An 18,611-nucleotide genomic window follows, 5' to 3' on the forward strand; every position below is an offset into this window, starting at 1 on the left:
GTTGAGAACCCATTTATCGCTGCACCATTAGAGGATTTGACCATGATGCACGCCGACCTGATCGATCATGAAGATCTACGTGAGCGCCTGGTGGCGCTGGGCCTTTCAATTCCGCCTGGGGTGACGGCGGAGCAGGCCTGCGAGCATGCCGTCAGCGGCCTGAGCCCGGAGCGCGCCGTTGCGTTGCGGCGGCTGGTGGAGGAGTTGCTCGGTGGCAGCGCGACCTTGCTTCCGAATGTGCGCGAAGCGATCTCGCGCACTTTGTTGCCGGCCTTGGTGCCTCGCCCTTTGTGATCTGCCGGCTGGTGCTCCCGTTGGTTTTCGCTCCACGAAACCCAATGGCGATGTCCTGCCGAACCGCGCATTGCTCTCAGCATTGTCTGTTGGGTTTTGTCGCGTTGCTCCTCAACCCAACCTACGGTTTACCGGCTTATTGCCGCCTTAGCTCGCCGCCGTCATCGCCGCGCGAATATCCGCCGCCAATTGGCGCACGCGTGCTTCGTCGGTGTCCCAGGAGCACATAAAGCGTGCGCCACCGGCCCCGATAAAGGTATAGAAGCGCCAGCCTTGGCCGCGCAGGGTTTCCAGCGCCGGTTCCGACATCTGCAAAAACACCCCATTGGCTTCAACCGGGAACATCAGGTTGACCCCTGGAATATCGCTGACTAAGCCGGCAAGTAAGTGCGCGCAGTGGTTGGCGTGCTGGGCGTATTTCAGCCAGACGTCGTTCTGCAGAATGCCAACCCAGGGCGCGGACAGGTAGCGCATCTTCGAGGCCAGCTGGCCGGCCTGCTTGCAGCGGTAGTCGAAGTCTTCAGCCAGCTCCTTGTTGAAGAACAGGATCGCCTCACCCACGGCCATGCCGTTCTTGGTGCCACCAAAACACAGCACATCCACGCCGGCTTTCCAGGTCAGCTCAGCCGGGCTGCAACCGAGAAAGGCGCAGGCGTTGGAAAAGCGCGCGCCATCCATATGCAGGTGCAGGCCCAGTTCGCGGCATACCGCGCTGATCGCCCTGACTTCCTCGGGGCTATAGGCCGTGCCGACTTCCGTGGCTTGGGTGATAGTGACTACACGGGGTTTCGGGAAGTGGATGTCCTGGCGCTTGAGGGCGAGCTCGCGGATTGCTTCGGGCGTCAGCTTGCCGTTCTCGGTTTTGGCCAGCAGCAGCTTGGAACCGTTGGAGAAGAACTCCGGCGCTCCACACTCGTCGGTTTCAACGTGAGCGGTCTCCGAGCAGATCACGCTGTGGTAGCTCTGGCACAACGCGGCCAGTGCAAGGGAGTTGGCCGCTGTACCGTTGAAGGCGAAAAACACTTCACAGTCAGTTTCAAACAGGCGGCGGAAGTGGTCGGCAGCGCGCGCTGTCCACTCGTCATCGCCGTAGGCGCGCTGGTGGCCCTGATTGGCCTCAGCCATGGCGGCCCAAGCCTCGGGACAGATGCCGGAATAGTTGTCGCTGGCGAACTGCTGGGATAAATCGGTCATTTAGGTTCTTCTGCCGTTGTCTAGGTGCCCTTCGTGAGGGCCGGTGAATGTCGCAGATTTTACGCAAGGCTGGGCCTTTGTGGGCTCGGTTTGCGTGGTTGTTATCTTGGTCCGTGCCGACTAAACCCACAGGCATCATCGGCACGGCTTATCAGAGTTTAGCGTTTCGCTATGGGCTAAGTACTCGTGGCGTTAGCGCGGCGAAAAACCAGTGCCAGCCCTAACAAAATTGCCAGCATCCCCAGCACGCTCAGGCTAGAGAGCAGGTTGCCGAGAAATACATAGTCCATGACGGCGGTGACCACGGGGACGAGATAAAACAAGCTGGTGACATTGACCAGATTGCCGGCGCGAATTAGCCGATACAGCAGTAGTTGCGCAACCACCGAAATTACTAGCCCAAGCCACAGCAGCGGAATTAGAAAGCCGATTGATTGTTCAAAGTGCAACGCTTGGCTAGGTGCCACTGCCAGGCACAGCAGTAGGCTGATTGCATATTGCAGCGGCAGTACTTGCGCGGGTTCTTGCTGGATACTCTTTTGCAGAATTGCGCCGCTGGTGACGCTGAGGAGCGCGCCAAGAGCAAAGGCTATCCCGACAACCGAGAAATTGGCTTTTAGCAGGCTTTGCAGCACGACTAAAACCAGTCCTGCTAGCGCGAGGCTGAGCCCGAGTAAGCGGCTTGCAGGAAAGCGGCGCTCAATCAGCAATAGCGTCAGGATCGGCTGCACGCCCAACAGCGTCGCCAGTACGCCGGGGGTGATGCCGTTATCGAGGGCCAGCAAGTAGCAGATTGAATAGCTACCAATCATCAGTAAGCCCGTTGCGGCAACGCGCCCGCGTGTGCCGCTTGCTGGTAGAAAGCGTTTGCGATAGAGGCCGATTAACAGCAGTGCGCCGAACGCTAGGGCAAAACGCAGCAGCAAAAAAGCAAATGCTGACGAGTGCTCAAGCCCCCATTTAGCAAAAATGGCCCCGCTGCTCCAAAGCAATACAAACAGTGTGGTAGAGGCATACGCCCCCAGTGCATAGATGGATTTCATTAAAATTTACCTGTCGTAAACCATAGGCCCCAGGCACCGGCTGATTAGTCGCAAGTGCGTGCAGGGTTTAGCGTGGGGCCAAAAAGGGTGTCGGTAGTAAGCGAATGCTTATGGCGCTGGCGGCGGGCAAACGCCGCGAGGGTTTGAGACGACAGGTGGTGGGGCGATAGCTAAAGGCAGCGTGCGCAGGAGCTCAGCGGTTAGAGCAACCGTGGAAACCTGAGTCAATGTGCGCGCGGAATTCATGTGTGCTTTAGCCATTTGAATTGAAAGGCAGTGGCCGTGCTTTAACGCTCGGCAGGCCAGCTGCGCGGGACTATAGCATGGGCTTTTGAGCGAGGTCAGCAGGCTAACTGCAGGTCTTCTCCGACGTACGGCAGTGGCAGCTATCAAGTGTGCGAGACGCCGTTGTCGATTTGCGACCTCGGTATGTCGCAAACGCAATCTCCCGTGGCGTGCCTAGGCATCTGACCGATCAGGGCGAGTCATACCATCGGCTCACTAGGGCTTAACAGGCCGTTGAAAAACGTAGGCGAGGCGGCCGAGACAAGGCAAAAACAGGTGAGAAAGCGGAGTTTACTGGTGTAAATGAGCATTTCGAGCCTGTTTTTAACGCCGTATCGGCAACGCAGATAGTTTTTCAATGGCCTGTTGCCCGTTTCGACACAGATGCGCCGTACCCCGGTGCCGCAGGAGATCAGCGATGTTCAGCAAGCACGACCAGATTCAAGGCTATGACGACGAATTGCTCAGCGCCATCAACGCCGAGGAGCGCCGTCAGGAGCACCATATCGAGCTGATCGCCTCGGAAAACTACACCAGTAAGCGCGTGATGGAAGCCCAGGGCAGCGGATTGACCAACAAGTACGCCGAGGGCTATCCGGGTAAGCGTTATTACGGCGGCTGTGAGCATGTCGATGTGGTCGAACAGTTGGCCATCGACCGCGCTAAGGCGCTGTTTGGCGCGGATTACGCCAACGTGCAGCCGCACTCTGGTTCGTCCGCCAATAGCGCGGTGTACCTGGCGCTGATCAATGCCGGTGACACCATTCTGGGCATGAGCCTGGCCCACGGCGGTCACCTGACCCACGGGGCCAAGGTGTCGTCTTCGGGCAAGTTGTACAACGCCGTGCAATACGGCATCGACACCGCGACCGGCTTGATCGATTACGACGAAGTCGAGCGCCTGGCCGTCGAGTGCCAGCCGAAGATGATCGTGGCCGGTTTCTCCGCCTACTCGAAGACTCTGGATTTCCCGCGCTTTCGCGCCATTGCCGACAAGGTTGGCGCGCTGCTGTTTGTCGATATGGCCCACGTTGCCGGCCTGGTGGCCGCCGGTCTGTACCCCAACCCGATTCCGTTTGCTGATGTGGTGACCACCACCACCCATAAAACCCTGCGCGGTCCGCGCGGCGGGCTGATCCTCGCCAAGGCCAACCCGGATATCGAGAAAAAACTCAACTCAGCCGTATTCCCTGGTGCCCAGGGTGGCCCGCTGATGCACGTTATCGCGGCCAAGGCGGTGTGCTTCAAAGAGGCCATGGAACCGGGCTTCAAAACCTATCAGCAGCAGGTGATCAACAACGCTCAAGCCATGGCCAAGGTGTTTATCGAGCGTGGTTATGACGTGGTCTCCGGCGGCACTGATAACCATCTGTTCCTGGTCAGCCTGATCAAGCAGGGCATCACCGGTAAAGACGCCGATGCCGCCCTTGGCCGCACCGGCATCACCGTTAACAAAAACGCCGTGCCGAATGACCCGCAGTCGCCGTTTGTCACCTCCGGGCTGCGCATCGGTACGCCGGCGATTACCACGCGTGGCCTCAAGGAAGCACAGAGCATCGAGCTGGCTGGGTGGATTTGTAATGTTCTCGACCACCTTGGCGATGCCGATGTCGAGGCGCAGGTGGCGACCCTGGCGGCCGGGTTGTGCGCCGAATACCCGGTCTACCGATAAATTTTGTATCACCCGTAGGGTGGGTTAGCCGAAGGCGTAACCCACCAGAGCCAAGGCGCGTGGGGGCTTCCATAGCAGCGGTGGGTTACGCCGCTTCGCGGTTAACCCACCCTACGCTCTGACTCGTTTCAAGCGGCGGACCAAGCAGTACCCAAGATTTTAGGAGCATCCCATGCAACGTTATTCCGGCTTCGGCCTGTTCAAGCACGCGTTCAGCCACCATGAAAACTGGCAGCGTATGTGGCGTAACCCAACGCCTAAGCCGGTGTACGACGTGATCATCGTCGGCGGTGGCGGGCATGGCTTGGCCACCGCCTATTACCTGGCTAAAGAGTTTGGCGTAAAGAACGTCGCGGTGATCGAGAAGGGCTGGCTGGGCGGCGGTAACACCGCGCGGAACACCACCATCGTGCGCTCCAACTACCTGTGGGATGAGTCGGCGCACCTCTACGAACACGCGATGAAGCTGTGGGAAGGCCTGTCCCAGGACCTCAACTACAACGTCATGTTCAGCCAGCGTGGCGTCTACAACCTGTGCCACACCTTGCAAGACATGCGCGACTCCGAGCGCCGCGTCAGCGCCAACCGCCTCAACGGTGTGGACGGAGAACTGTTGGACGCCAAGCAGGTGGCCGAGGAGATTCCGTATCTGGATTGCAGCAAGAACACCCGCTATCCAGTGATGGGCTCCACCGTGCAACGGCGTGGCGGCGTGGCCCGTCACGATGCCGTGGCCTGGGGCTATGCGCGTGCCGCCGATGCGTTGGGCGTGGACCTGCTGCAGCAGACTGAAGTGATCGGTTTCCGTAAGGAAAACGGCGTGTGCATCGGCGTGGAAACCAACAAGGGCTTTATCGGCGGCAAGCGCGTCGGCGTGGTCACTGCTGGTAACTCCGGGCACATGGCCGGCCTCGCGGGCTTTCGCTTGCCGCTGGAATCGCATCCGCTGCAGGCGCTGGTGTCCGAGCCGATCAAACCGATCATCGACAGCGTGATCATGTCCAACGCCGTGCACGGTTACATCAGTCAGTCAGACAAAGGCGACCTGGTGATCGGCGCGGGTATCGACGGCTACAACGGCTACGGTCAGCGCGGCTCCTACGGCACCATTGAGCACACCCTGCAAGCCATCGTCGAGATGTTCCCGGTGCTCTCGCGGGTACGCATGAACCGCCAGTGGGGCGGCATCGTCGACACCTCGCCGGATGCCTGCCCGATCATTTCCAAGACCCCTGTGCCGAACCTGTTCTTCAACTGCGGTTGGGGTACAGGCGGCTTCAAGGCCACGCCAGGTTCGGGCCATGTGTTTGCCGCTAGCCTGGCCAAGGGCGAAATGCACCCGCTGGCCAAGCCGTTCTCCATCGACCGTTTCCACACCGGCGCACTGATCGACGAGCACGGCGCTGCTGCCGTCGCTCACTAAGAGGGCTTTCCCATGTTGCATATCTTTTGCCCTCACTGTGGCGAACTGCGCTCCGAAGAAGAATTCCATGCCAAGGGCCAGGCGCATATTCCGCGTCCGCTGGACCCAGCCGCCTGCACCGATGCGGAGTGGGGCGAGTACCTGTTCTTCCGCGATAACCCGCGCGGTATCCACCACGAGCTGTGGGTGCACGCAGCCGGTTGCCGCAAGTACTTCAACGCCACCCGTCACACGGTGACTTACGAAATTCTCGAAACCTACAAGATCGGCGAAAAGCCCAGCGTCACCGCTGCGAGCACTGCCGAGAAAAAGGCCATCGACCAAGGAGTAACGGCATGAGCCAGGTCAATCGTCTTGCTACAGGCGGCCGCGTCGACCGCAGCCAGCCGCTGACATTCAGCTTCAACGGGCAGAACTTCCAAGGCTTTGCCGGCGACACCCTGGCCGCTGCGTTGCTGGCCAACGGTGTGGATATTGTCGGCCGTAGCTTCAAGTACTCACGGCCGCGCGGGATTGTTGCCGCCGGTGCAGAAGAGCCAAATGCCGTGCTGCAAATCGGCAGCAGCGAAGCAGCGCAAATCCCTAACGTGCGCGCTACTCAACAGGCGCTGTATGCCGGCCTGGTTGCCAGCAGCACCAACGGCTGGCCGAGTGTGAACACCGATTTGATGGGGATTCTCGGTAAAGTCGGCGGCAAGATGATGCCGCCGGGTTTTTACTACAAAACCTTTATGTACCCGCAGAACCTCTGGCTGACCTACGAGAAGTACATCCGCAAGGCTGCCGGCTTGGGCCGTTCGCCGACCGAAGTGGACCCGGACAGCTACGACCATATGAACCAGCACTGCGATGTGTTGGTGGTGGGTGCCGGCCCGGCGGGTCTGGCCGCTGCCTTGGCTGCTGCGCGCAGCGGTGCGCGGGTGATCCTCGCCGATGAGCAGGAAGAGTTCGGCGGCAGCCTGCTTAGCAGCCGGGAAACCCTCGACGACATGCCGGCGGCGGATTGGGCCGCGCAGGTGATTGCCGAGCTGTTGGGTATGGCGAATGTCACCCTGCTGCCACGCTCCACGGTCAATGGTTACCACGACCATAACTTTCTCACCATTCACCAGCGCCTCACCGATCACCTCGGTGAAGTCGCGCCAATGGGTATGGTGCGTCAACGCATGCACCGCGTACGCGCCAAGCGTGTGGTACTGGCCACCGGTGCCCACGAGCGGCCGCTGGTGTACGCCAACAATGACGTGCCGGGCAATATGCTCGCCGATGCGGTGTCCACTTACGTGCGCCGTTATGGCGTAGCGCCGGGCAAGCAGCTGGTGCTGTCGACCAACAATGATTACGCCTACCGCGTAGTGCTCGACTGGCTCGACGCCGGCCTACAGGTGGTAGCCGTCGCCGATGCGCGCAGCAACCCACGCGGCACCTGGGTAGAAGAGGCGCGGGCACGTGGCGTGCGCATCCTCACTGGCAGCGCGGTGGTCGAAGCCGCTGGCAGCAAGCGCGTCACGGCGGCACGCATCTGCGCCATTGATGTGCAGAGCCATAAGGTTACGAGCCCCGGCGAAGTGCTCGACTGCGACCTGATTGTCAGCTCCGGCGGCTACAGCCCGGTGGTGCACCTGGCTTCGCACCTGGGCGGCAAGCCGACCTGGCGTGAAGATATTCTGGCGTTCGTGCCGGGCGAGGGTGGCTTCCAGAAGCGCCTGTGCGCTGGCGCGGTGAATGGCGTATTCAGCCTTGGCGATGCCCTGGCTGATGGATTTGAAGCCGGTGTATCGGCGGCGGCCGAGGCCGGTTATCCGGCCGTGTCGGCGACCCTGCCGAAGGTCGCTGCGCGTATCGAAGAGCCGACCTTGGCGCTGTTCCAGGTGCCGCACGACAAGCCGACGGCGCGTGCGCCCAAGCAATTTGTCGATCTACAAAACGATGTCACCGCTGCCGGTATCGAACTGGCCACGCGTGAAGGCTTTGAGTCGGTTGAGCACGTTAAACGCTACACCGCGCTGGGCTTCGGTACCGATCAAGGCAAGCTGGGCAACATCAATGGTCTGGCGATTGCCGCCCGCTCGCTTGGCATCAGCATCCCGCAGATGGGCACCACCATGTTCCGCCCGAACTACACCCCGGTGACTTTCGGCGCAGTCGCCGGTCGTCATTGCGGGGAGTTGTTTGAAGCCAAACGCTACACCGCAATGCAGGCTTGGCATTTGCAGAACGGTGCCGAGTTCGAGGACGTTGGCCAGTGGAAGCGTCCGTGGTACTTCCCGAAAAACGGTGAAGACCTGCATGCCGCCGTGGCCCGCGAGTGTCTGGCCGTGCGTAACGCGGTGGGTATTCTGGATGCCTCGACCCTCGGTAAGATCGACATTCAAGGCCCGGATGCCCGCGAGTTTCTTAACCGCGTGTACACCAACGCCTGGACCAAGCTGGATGTGGGCAAGGCGCGCTACGGCCTGATGTGTAAAGAAGACGGCATGGTCTTCGACGACGGCGTAACCGCCTGCCTGGCCGACAACCACTTCCTGATGACCACCACCACCGGCGGTGCCGCACGGGTGATGGAATGGCTGGAGATTTACCACCAGACCGAGTGGCCGGAGCTGAAGGTGTATTTCACCTCAGTCACCGATCACTGGGCGACCATGACCCTGTCCGGCCCCAACAGCCGCAAGCTGCTGGCCGAGGTCACGGATATCGACCTGGACAAGGACGCTTTCCCCTTTATGACCTGGAAGGAAGGCCTGGTCGGCGGTGTGCCGGCGCGGGTGTTCCGCATCTCCTTTACCGGTGAGCTGAGCTACGAAGTCAACGTGCAGGCCGACTACGCCCTAGGCGTGTGGGAAAAGATCATCGAAGCCGGCAATAAACATGGCCTGACGCCCTACGGCACCGAGACCATGCACGTACTGCGCGCCGAGAAGGGCTTCATCATCGTCGGTCAGGATACCGACGGCTCGGTAACCCCGGACGACCTCAATATGGGCTGGTGCGTGGGGCGGACCAAACCGTTCTCGTGGATCGGCTGGCGCGGCATGAACCGTGAAGACAGCCTGCGTGAAGAGCGTAAGCAGTTGGTTGGGCTGAAACCCATCGACCCAAACAAGGTACTGCCGGAAGGTGCGCAACTGGTGTTCGACCCGAAACAGGCCATTCCGATGAGCATGGTCGGCCACGTGACCTCCAGCTACATGAGCGCGGCGCTGGGTTATTCCTTCGCCATGGGCGTGGTCAAGGGCGGCCTCAAACGCATCGGCGAGCGGGTATTCGCGCCGTTGGTGGATGGCAGCGTGATCGAAGCCGAAATCGTCAGCTCCGTGTTCTATGACCCGAAAGGGGATCGCCAGAATGTCTAACTTGATCAATGTTTATCAGCAGCGTCCAGATGCTGCACACGCCGAGTCGCCGCTGTTCCATGCGGGGCTCGACGAGTTGGCGGGGAAGGGCGCGGCAAATGCTGGCGTCACCCTGCGTGAGAAGAAGCTGCTCGGTCACCTGACCCTGCGTGGCGACGGCAAAGACCCTGCCTTCGCCGGCGGCGTGCACAAAGCGCTGGGCCTGGAACTGCCGTCCGCACTGGGCCTGGTCGCTAATGGTGAGACCTCGCTGCAATGGCTGGCCCCCGATGAGTGGCTGCTGATTGTGCCGAGCGGCACTGAATTCGCCGTGGAGCAGAAGCTGCGTGCAGCCCTGGACGGTCAGCACATCTCGATCGTCAACGTCAGCGGCGGGCAAACCCTGCTGGAGCTGAGCGGCGCGAAGGTGCGCGAAGTGCTGATGAAATCCACCAGCTACGACGTGCACCCGAGCAACTTCCCGGTGGGTAAGGCGGTGGGTACACATTTCGCCAAGTCGCAATTGGTGATCCGTCACACCGCTGAAGACACCTGGGAGCTGGTGGTTCGCCGCAGTTTCTCCGATTACTTCTGGCTGTGGCTGCAGGACGCTAGCGCCGAGTACGGTTTGGCGATCAAGTCCTAACCATCAACTCTTTGTGTGAGGTGCTGTTAGCCGCGAGCAGCCATCGCGGCTAAAGCCCCTCCCACGAGCACTGCAAAGGCGCAGACCACCGAGGGACCGACCATGAGCCGCACCCCCGATACTTGGATTCTCACCGCCCACTGCCCGAGCGTGCTCGGCACGGTGGATGCGGTCACGCGCTTTCTCTTCGAGCAGCGCTGTTACGTCACCGAGCACCATTCGTTTGATGATCGACTTTCGTCACGCTTCTTTATCCGCGTCGAATTTCGCCAGCCGGATGACTTCGACGAGCAGGCGTTTCGCGCCGGGCTTGATGAGCGTCTGAGCAGCTTTGGTATGCAGGTTGAGCTGACCCCGCCAGGCTACCGCGCCAAGGTGGTGCTGATGGTCAGCAAGGCCGACCATTGCCTCAACGACCTGCTGTACCGCCAGCGCATCGGCCACTTGTCCATGGATGTGGTCGCCGTGGTGTCCAACCACCCTGATCTAGAGCCACTGGCGCGCTGGCACGACATCCCCTATTACCACTTTCCCCTCGATCCGGCGGATAAGCCGGCGCAGGAGCGCAAGGTGCTGCAGGTGATAGAGGACAGCGGTGCCGAACTGGTGGTGCTCGCTCGCTATATGCAAGTGCTCTCACCTGAACTGTGCCGCCAGTTGGATGGCTGGGCGATCAATATCCATCACTCGCTACTGCCCGGTTTCAAGGGGGCCAAGCCCTACCATCAGGCCTACGAGAAGGGCGTCAAATTGGTGGGTGCCACCGCCCATTACATCAACAATGACCTCGACGAAGGGCCGATTGTCGCTCAGGGCGTAGAGGCGGTAGACCACGCCCATTACCCCGAAGACCTGATCGCCAAGGGCCGTGATATCGAGTGCCAGACCCTGGCTAAAGCCATTGGTTACCACCTCGAACGGCGGGTGTTTCTCAACGCTGGTCGCACGGTGGTGTTGCACGCCTAGCTACCATCAAGTTGTAGCCCGGATGCAATCCGGGAGCTGTTATCGCAGCACAAACTGACCCCGGATTGCATCCGGACTACGGGTGGATCACCGACTGCCAATCCCTCGGCCCACCCTGCAACAGACGCAAATACTCCAGAGCAAGGCCGCGCAACCGTTGGTTGCGTCTTTGTATTAATAAATAGAAAGGAGAAATACGTATGTCTGGTAATCGTGGTGTGGTGTACCTCGGCGCTGGCAAGGTCGAAGTGCAGAAAATCGACTATCCAAAAATGCAGGACCCACGCGGCAAGAAGATCGAGCACGGGGTCATTCTCAAGGTGGTTTCCACCAATATCTGCGGCTCCGACCAGCACATGGTGCGTGGCCGTACCACGGCGCAAACCGGTCTGGTGCTGGGGCACGAGATCACCGGCGAGGTGATCGAGAAGGGCCGCGACGTTGAGAACCTGAAAATTGGCGATCTGGTCTCGGTGCCGTTCAACGTGGCCTGCGGCCGTTGCCGTTCGTGCAAAGAACAACACACCGGCGTCTGCCTGACCGTCAACCCGGCGCGTGCCGGCGGTGCCTACGGCTACGTCGACATGGGCGACTGGACCGGCGGCCAGGCCGAGTATGTGCTGGTGCCTTACGCCGACTTCAACCTGCTCAAGCTGCCGGATCGCGACAAGGCCATGGAGAAGATCCGCGATCTGACCTGCCTGTCCGACATTCTGCCCACCGGTTACCACGGTGCAGTAACGGCTGGCGTTGGCCCTGGTAGCTCGGTGTATATCGCCGGGGCTGGCCCGGTTGGTTTGGCTGCTGCGGCGTCCGCTCGCTTGCTCGGTGCGGCGGTGGTGATCGTCGGTGACGTCAATCCAGTGCGGTTGGCGCATGCCAAGGCCCAAGGTTTCGAGATTGCTGACCTGTCGCAAGACACGCCGCTGCATGAGCAGATCGCCGCGTTACTGGGTGAGCCAGAAGTCGATTGCGCCGTCGATGCCGTGGGCTTCGAGGCTCGTGGTCACGGTCATTCCGGTGTGCAGCATGAAGCTCCAGCGACGGTGCTTAACTCGCTGATGGGCGTGGTGCGGGTGGCCGGCAAGATCGGCATTCCCGGTCTCTATGTCACTGAAGATCCGGGTGCGGTGGACGCTGCGGCGAAAATCGGCAGCCTGAGCATTCGCTTTGGCCTCGGCTGGGCCAAGTCACACAGCTTCCATACCGGGCAAACCCCGGTGATGAAGTACAACCGCCAACTGATGCAGGCAATCATGTGGGACCGCATCAACATCGCCGAGGTGGTTGGCGTGCAGGTCATCAGCCTGGACGACGCCCCGCGTGGTTACGGCGAGTTCGATGCCGGCGTGCCGAAGAAATTCGTCATTGACCCGCATAAGCTGTTCAGCGCGGCCTAGGGGCTGTTGCCGCTTCACTCGCGGCCACGCCGGAGCCAGTTTTTGCGCGAGGCAAGGCACGAGATGCGAAGTTTAGCGAGCTAAATGAGTCATCGAGAAACGCAGCATCGCGCTAAAACTGGCCCGGCCCGCAGGGCTGCGCGGGAAATGGCCCCCGCTGTTGTTGCAGGACTAGCCAAGGGAGCAACCATTACCGGCGTCCTGCGCCTAACCGGGGGCCATTTCTCGCAGCAACGCGGCTCGCGATGAAACGGCAACAGACCCTAATGCAACTGTGTGCGGTCCTCCCGTAGGTTGGGCGGGCCGCGTACCGCAACATAGCGACCTCCCGCCCTGCTGGGGCAAGGCGGCACCGACCGGTGCCGCTACCCATTCTGCTTTGCCGCGTACGCTTATAAAGGCTTTGACTTGCGTAAATCCGCACGCTCAAACACACCATCTTGGCCATCTGGCGGCTGATCAACCTCAACGGTTTTGGCGTGTCTGTAACACCAAGTGCCACTATTTCGGCAGAGCCTTAACGCAGCGCTAAGTTTGATCATCTACGCTTCTTAGAAATCTGCTTTTGCAATCTATCGAGTGCCGTTCATGTTGAAACGCATCGCAGTGGCCGACGTGCGTGTCGGTATGCATATCCATGAGTTCTGTGGCGCATGGATGGATCACCCCTTCTGGAAAGCCAAGTTTCTGCTGGAAACCGACAAAGACCTGCAGCGGATCAAGTCCAGCAGCATCAATGACTTATGGATTGATGTCAGCAAGGGCCTGGATGTTGCTGCTGGTGTCGTGAGTATCACTGCAGAGGAAGTCGCCGCAGAGGCAGAAGCCCGTTTGTTGGCGGCAGTGCAGAGCCAGCCTGTCAGTTTGGCAGTATCGATGGAGGAAGAACTGAACCGTGCGGCCAAGCTGTGTTCCCGCTCCAAGAGCGCCATCATCAGCATGTTTGGCGATGCACGCATGGGCCAGGCGCTACAGTTCGAGCAGGCCAGTGAATTGGTTGAGGAAATCTCCGACTCGATCATGCGCCACCCGAATGCATTGATCAGTTTGGCGCGCCTGAAAAGCTGTGATGAATACACCTACATGCACTCCGTAGCGGTCTGCGCGCTGATGATTGCCCTGGCCCGTCAATTGGGCCTTAACGAGGGCCAGGTGCGTGAAGCGGGGCTGTCTGGGCTGCTGCATGACATCGGCAAAATGGCCGTTCCCAATGAGGTGCTGAACAAGCCGGGCAAGCTCACCGACAGTGAGTTTGCCATGGTGCGTAATCACCCCGAAGCGGGCTCGCGCATGCTGTTGGAGAGTAAGCAGGTCAGTGCGCTGGTGCTCGACGTGTGCTTGCATCACCACGAAAAAATCGATGGCAGTGGCTACCCGCACCACCTGGAAGGTGAGCAGATCAGCCTCTACGCGCGCATGGGCGCGGTGTGTGATGTGTATGACGCCGTTACTTCCAATCGGCCCTACAAGCAGGGCTGGGACCCCGCCGAGTCGATCCGCAAAATGGCCGAGTGGAAGGGCCATTTTGACCCCATAGTGTTTCAGGCTTTCGTTAAAACGGTCGGCATCTACCCCGTGGGCTCTCTGGTTCGCCTGGAAAGTGGGCGTATCGGCGTGGTCATGGAGCAACAGGCCAAATCCCTACTGACCCCCAGGGTTAAAGTGTTCTTCTCCGCCAAGTCTGGCACCCCGATTCCTCAGGAAGTTCTCGACCTGAGCAAGCTGGTGGGCCGCGACAAGATTGTCGGGCGTGAGTCCGCCGAGGAATGGGGCTTTCGCAATATCGACGACCTGTGGACTGGGTTCTGACGCTGTCATGAGCTAAACGGTCGGGGTATTGGCCGGCTGGGCAGCAGGCGGCGGATTTACATACATCAAATTATTGACGGTTGGTGTGCGGCTGGGCGTGTTTCTTGCTTTAGTCTTGCTTTGGTGCACCCTTGTAGTTGGTGTGCCTCACAGGTTGAGGTGTGTATGACTGGAGTACTCAAACCGGGCGTGCGGCTGCTTGAGCGATTTAGCTTTGCGCGCAAGTTTCAGCTGGTGTTTGTTCTGTTCGCTTTGCCGCTGGCTTTTTCGATGTGGGTGATCTGCAGTAATGCACTGGATCGACTCGACTCCATCGACCATGAGCTTGAAGGTGCCAGTGTCCTACAGGGCGTGGCCGCCGTGCAGCAGGAACTGCTTGGGCAGCGTACCTTGCTGGCGCGCTGGAAGGGCACCGAAAACGCTGCCGAGGCGTTGTTGCGTGAACGCGGCTCCGCACTTGGTGACGCTTTGCAGGCGCTTGAAACGCCGCTCAAATCGACGCTGTTCAGCGAGCAGGCGAGCCAGCATTTGCAAAGCCTTTTAACCACTAGTCCCGAATTAACTGTTGATGTGCTGGGTAAACTTGCCCTGCCGGATGCGCTTGATCGTTACCAGAAGAGCTTGTTGAACCTGCTCGCCCTGCGCGAGCAGGTCGCTACCGACAGCGGCTTGATTCTCGATCCGCAGATCGATACCTACCTGATGATGGAGCAGCTGACCTACACCTTGCCGCGTTTGCTTGAGCAGTTGGGCAGCTTTGCCAGTCAGGGCTATGGCGCGGTGGTATCGCAGCATTTCACCCTGCAGAGCCGGGTTGCTATCCGCGATCTGCGGCGTAACCTTGACGAGTCGCACAGCCAGTTGCTCAAGGCGCAGTCGACCCTCGGCATTGAGGCGCCACGTGCGATGCGCCAGTTGCAGGGGCCTTATGACGAGACCTTGCAGCGCTATGAAGCCTTCCTTGTGGAAATCGACCGCGACATCTTTGAGGCCAGCCCGATGACGGTGACGCCCGAGCAGTTTATACAGCGGGTAACCCAGCTAGAAAGCCAGTTACAAGAACTGCAGCGTGCGCTGTATCAGCAGTTCGCTGCCAGTCTCGGTGAATACCGTCAGGCCGCGCTGAACTCGATGATCGAGGTGATAGGTGTCTTCAGCCTGCTAAGCCTGCTGGCGCTGTATGTGCTGCTTTGTCTAAATGCTTCGATCCGCCGTAGTACTACTGTGATCATTCAGGCTGCCGAGGGTCTGCGCGATGGCGACTTACGTGTACACATGCAGGTACATGGCGCGGACGACCTGGCCAGCATTGCCATGGCCTTGAATGTGGCCGTCGAGCAGATGCGTGGCTCCATGCAGGCGGTCAACCAGCAGAGTCGCCAGCTTGGCGGCACCGTGCAGATGCTTAATGGCGAGGCGCGTAACGCCTTGCAGTCGGTGGAGCAACAACAGGCGCAGATGAGCCAGATTGCCGCCGCCGCGACACAAATGGCCGCCACCGCGCAAAGCGTGGCGCAGAGCTGTGAGCAGGCAGCGGTGGAAGCCAGCCAAACTCGCGAGATCGCTAATCAGAGCAACCAGCGCAGCACCCGCACCAGCCAAAGCATGCGCCAACTCAGCGCACGTCTGGGTGATAGCGCCACCACTCTGCAGCAATTGCGCACGCAAACCGAACAGATCACTCGGGTAGTGGATGTGATCAAGGGCATCGCCGAGCAAACCAACCTACTGGCGCTCAACGCGGCTATCGAAGCGGCGCGCGCCGGCGATCAAGGCCGTGGTTTTGCCGTGGTGGCTGACGAGGTGCGTTCGTTGTCGCAACGCACGCAGAACTCCACGGCGGAAATTGCCGACACCGTGGCCAATCTGCACCGTGTGGTGGGCCAGTCGGTGACGCAGATGGAAGACGCCGTGCGTCAGGCCGAAGGCGATGTTGGCAGCGTGCTGGCGATGGGCGAGGATCTGCATGCCATCGTCGAGTCTGTGCAACTGGTGACCGACCGCCTGGCGCAAATTGCCACGGCCGCCGAACAGCAAGCAGCCACCGCCGATGAAGTCAGTAGCAATATCCAGCAGGTCGACCAAGCCGCCAGTGCCTTGCTCGAAGGGGCGCAGACGGTGAGCAATGCGGCCGAGCAATTGCGTCAGGGTAGCCAGGTGCTTGCGCAGAACACGGCGCGTTTCAAGCTTGATTGAGCGCCCAGCCGCAAGGGTGGGTTAGGCGCGAGCCGCGATCAGGCAAAAAACATCAACTCGCAATGCGCCGTAACCCGCCAAACCGCAATGGTGGGTTACGCGGCGCTTGGCCTGCGTAGATGTTCTGATGGCGCAATGCTTTGCGCCGCTAACCCACCCTACGTTTCTGCACTTGGTCTTGACGCCCGCAATAGCCTGCCGCAGGCTCCTCGCCGAGTTGCCACGAGCAGGACGCCCATGCCGCATATTCTGATTGTTGAAGACGAAGCCGCCATCGCCGACACCCTGATCTTCGCTCTGCAGAGCGAAGGTTTTACCACCACCTGGCTGAGCCTGGCCGAGCAAGCCTTGGCCGAGCAGCAGCGTAATCCCGCTGATCTGCTGATTCTCGATGTGGGGCTGCCGGATATCAGCGGCTTTGAAGCCTGCAAACGTTTGCGGCGTTTCTCCGAAGTGCCGGTGATTTTCCTCACCGCACGCAGCGAGGAAATCGACCGTGTGGTTGGCCTGGAAATCGGTGCTGACGATTACGTGGTCAAGCCCTTCAGTCCGCGCGAAGTGGCGGCGCGGGTCAAAGCCATCCTCAAGCGTATGGCGCCGCGTGAAGCGCCAGCGGCGAGCCCGACCAGCGGGCCGTTCCAGCTCGATAGCGAGCGTGTGCAGATCCACTACCACAGCCAGTTACTCAGCCTGACGCGCCACGAGTTTCGCTTACTGCAAAGCCTGCTGGCGCAGCCCGAACGGGTGTTCTCCCGCGAGCAACTGCTCGACGGCCTCGGCGTGGCGGCCGATGTTGGCTACGAGCGCACCATCGACAGCCATATCAAAAGCCTGCGCGCCAAACTGCGCCAGGTAAGCGCCGAGGCCGAGCCGATCCAGACCCATCGCGGCCTGGGTTACAGCTACTCACCGAGGCACGCCTGATGCCCTTGGGGATTCGCATCTTCCTCGCGTACTTCCTGTTTGTTGGGCTGGCAGGCTGGTTTGTGCTGAGCACGGTGATGGATGAAATTCGCCCCGGCGTGCGCCAGTCCACCGAGGAAACCTTGGTCGATACCGCCAACCTGCTGGCGGAGATTCTGCGTGATGAGGTCAAGGCCGGGCGATTGCAACAAGGCCGCTTGCCCGAGCTGTTGCGCGCCTACGGTCAGCGCAAGCCGCAGGCGCATATCTGGGGCGTGGAGAAAACCCAGGTCAACCACCGCATCTATGTCACCGACGACAAGGGCATCGTCTTGCTCGACTCCACGGGCGTGGCAGTGGGGCAAGATTATTCGCGCTGGAACGATGTGCTGCGCACCCTGCGCGGCGAGTACGGCGCACGCTCAACCAAGGAAGACCCGAGCGACCCCGACTCCTCGGTGATGTACGTGGCCGCGCCGATCATGGATGGCGCGCAGATTATTGGCGTGGTCTCGGTGGCCAAGCCCAATCGCACCTTGCAGCCCTATATCGAACGCTCCGAGCAACGTTTGGCCTGGCTCGGCGGCGGGCTGATCGTACTCGGCTTGTTGATCGGTGCGCTGCTGTCCTGGTGGCTCAGCGCCGCGTTGCGCAAGCTGACCCGCTATGCCCAAACCGTTAGCGCCGGCCAGCGCGCCGAATTGCCCAGCGTGCGCGGTGGCGAGTTGGCGCAACTGGCTGAAGCCATCGAGCGCATGCGCACCGAGCTGGAAGGCAAGGCCTATGTCGAGCGCTACGTACACACCCTGACTCACGAGCTGAAAAGCCCGCTGGCGGCGATTCGCGGCGCAGCGGAATTGCTCGACAGTGAAATGCCTGCCACGCAACGCCAGCGCTTCGTCGCCAATATCGAGCAGGAAAGCGCGCGCATGCAGCAACTGATCGAGCGCCTGCTGCACCTGGCTCAGGTCGAACAGCGTCAGGGCTTGGAAGAGCAAGTGGCTGTGCCGCTGCAGGCGTTAGTCGACGGCCTGTTGCAGGCACAAATGGCGCGTATCGAAGCCGGTGGGCTACAGATTGAAAACCGTATCAGCGCGGAGTTGAATGCGCGCGGTGAAGCGTTTTTGCTGCGCCAGGCCGTGGCCAACCTGCTGGATAACGCCCTCGACTTCACCCCCCATTACGGCCTAATTCGCTTTAGCGCCGAGGCGCGTGGTGCGCAGATCGAACTGCGCCTATTCAACCAAGGCGAAGCCATCCCCGACTACGCCCTGGCACGCCTGAGCGAGCGCTTCTACTCCCTGCCGCGCCCCGCTAACGGGCGCAAGAGCACCGGTTTGGGGCTGAACTTTGTCGAGGAGGTTATGCAACTACACGGCGGTGCGCTGCACATCGGCAATGTCGCGGGCGGAGTTGCAGCGTGCCTGACCTTGCCTGCTGCCTGA

The 18,611-nt window shown here is 60.4% G+C and carries 14 protein-coding genes; 12 read left to right on the top strand and 2 right to left on the bottom strand.

The annotated features are described in order from the left end of the window. The first annotated feature begins 42 nt into the window (after nucleotides 1-42). Nucleotides 43-294, top strand: a complete 252-nt coding sequence (locus VCA57_RS22925) for a hypothetical protein (RefSeq protein WP_411187981.1) — start codon at nucleotides 43-45, stop codon at nucleotides 292-294. Nucleotides 295-441: 147 nt separating this feature from the next. Here the strand turns inward: VCA57_RS22925 and VCA57_RS22930 are convergent, their stop codons facing one another. Further along, a complete protein-coding gene (locus VCA57_RS22930) occupies nucleotides 442-1,488 on the bottom strand; it encodes a low specificity L-threonine aldolase (RefSeq protein ID WP_411187983.1) in 1,047 nt (348 codons plus the stop codon). Between the two features lie 176 nt (nucleotides 1,489-1,664). Continuing rightward, nucleotides 1,665-2,531, bottom strand: coding sequence for a DMT family transporter (locus VCA57_RS22935; RefSeq protein WP_411187985.1), 867 nt, complete (start codon nucleotides 2,529-2,531; stop codon nucleotides 1,665-1,667). 703 nt (nucleotides 2,532-3,234) lie between these two features. Here VCA57_RS22935 and glyA point away from each other — a divergent pair. The 11 genes from glyA (at nucleotide 3,235) to creC (ending at nucleotide 18,611) form a co-directional block, all read left to right on the top strand. Next, on the top strand, nucleotides 3,235-4,488 hold the full coding sequence (glyA, locus tag VCA57_RS22940) for a serine hydroxymethyltransferase (protein ID WP_411187987.1): 1,254 nt from the start codon (nucleotides 3,235-3,237) through the stop codon (nucleotides 4,486-4,488). Nucleotides 4,489-4,660: 172 nt separating this feature from the next. Continuing rightward, nucleotides 4,661-5,911 carry a sarcosine oxidase subunit beta family protein gene (locus VCA57_RS22945; protein WP_411187989.1) on the top strand — a complete coding sequence of 417 codons (1,251 nt, stop codon included), beginning with the start codon at nucleotides 4,661-4,663 and terminating at the stop codon, nucleotides 5,909-5,911. Between the two features lie 12 nt (nucleotides 5,912-5,923). Then, complete coding sequence (locus tag VCA57_RS22950) at nucleotides 5,924-6,250, top strand: sarcosine oxidase subunit delta (protein ID WP_411187991.1); 327 nt, start codon at nucleotides 5,924-5,926, stop codon at nucleotides 6,248-6,250. Further along, nucleotides 6,247-9,267: a sarcosine oxidase subunit alpha gene (locus tag VCA57_RS22955; RefSeq protein ID WP_411187993.1), complete on the top strand. Its 3,021-nt coding sequence runs from the start codon at nucleotides 6,247-6,249 to the stop codon at nucleotides 9,265-9,267. Before VCA57_RS22950 ends, VCA57_RS22955 begins: the two co-directional genes overlap by 4 nt. Then, the gene (locus VCA57_RS22960; RefSeq protein ID WP_411187995.1) at nucleotides 9,260-9,892 is read left to right on the top strand and encodes a sarcosine oxidase subunit gamma; all 633 of its coding nucleotides are present in this window, start codon (nucleotides 9,260-9,262) and stop codon (nucleotides 9,890-9,892) included. Before VCA57_RS22955 ends, VCA57_RS22960 begins: the two co-directional genes overlap by 8 nt. A gap of 102 nt (nucleotides 9,893-9,994) precedes the next feature. Beyond that, nucleotides 9,995-10,858, top strand: coding sequence for a formyltetrahydrofolate deformylase (gene purU / locus VCA57_RS22965; RefSeq protein ID WP_411187997.1), 864 nt, complete (start codon nucleotides 9,995-9,997; stop codon nucleotides 10,856-10,858). Nucleotides 10,859-11,058: 200 nt separating this feature from the next. Continuing rightward, nucleotides 11,059-12,258 carry a formaldehyde dehydrogenase, glutathione-independent gene (gene fdhA / locus VCA57_RS22970; protein WP_411187999.1) on the top strand — a complete coding sequence of 400 codons (1,200 nt, stop codon included), beginning with the start codon at nucleotides 11,059-11,061 and terminating at the stop codon, nucleotides 12,256-12,258. Nucleotides 12,259-12,846: 588 nt separating this feature from the next. After that, nucleotides 12,847-14,067 (top strand): HD-GYP domain-containing protein, encoded by a 1,221-nt coding sequence (locus VCA57_RS22975; RefSeq protein WP_411188001.1) that lies wholly within the window; start codon nucleotides 12,847-12,849, stop codon nucleotides 14,065-14,067. 1,488 nt (nucleotides 14,068-15,555) lie between these two features. Beyond that, entirely contained in the window at nucleotides 15,556-16,263 is a 708-nt protein-coding gene (locus VCA57_RS22980; protein ID WP_411188118.1) for a methyl-accepting chemotaxis protein, read from the top strand. A gap of 237 nt (nucleotides 16,264-16,500) precedes the next feature. After that, nucleotides 16,501-17,187, top strand: a complete 687-nt coding sequence (gene creB, locus VCA57_RS22985; protein WP_411188003.1) for a two-component system response regulator CreB — start codon at nucleotides 16,501-16,503, stop codon at nucleotides 17,185-17,187. Continuing rightward, on the top strand, nucleotides 17,187-18,611 hold the full coding sequence (gene creC / locus VCA57_RS22990) for a two-component system sensor histidine kinase CreC (protein WP_411188005.1): 1,425 nt from the start codon (nucleotides 17,187-17,189) through the stop codon (nucleotides 18,609-18,611). Before creB ends, creC begins: the two co-directional genes overlap by 1 nt.

It is taken from the genome of Pseudomonas sp., assembly GCF_046581935.1.
In the GTDB taxonomy this organism is placed as follows: domain Bacteria; phylum Pseudomonadota; class Gammaproteobacteria; order Pseudomonadales; family Pseudomonadaceae; genus Aquipseudomonas.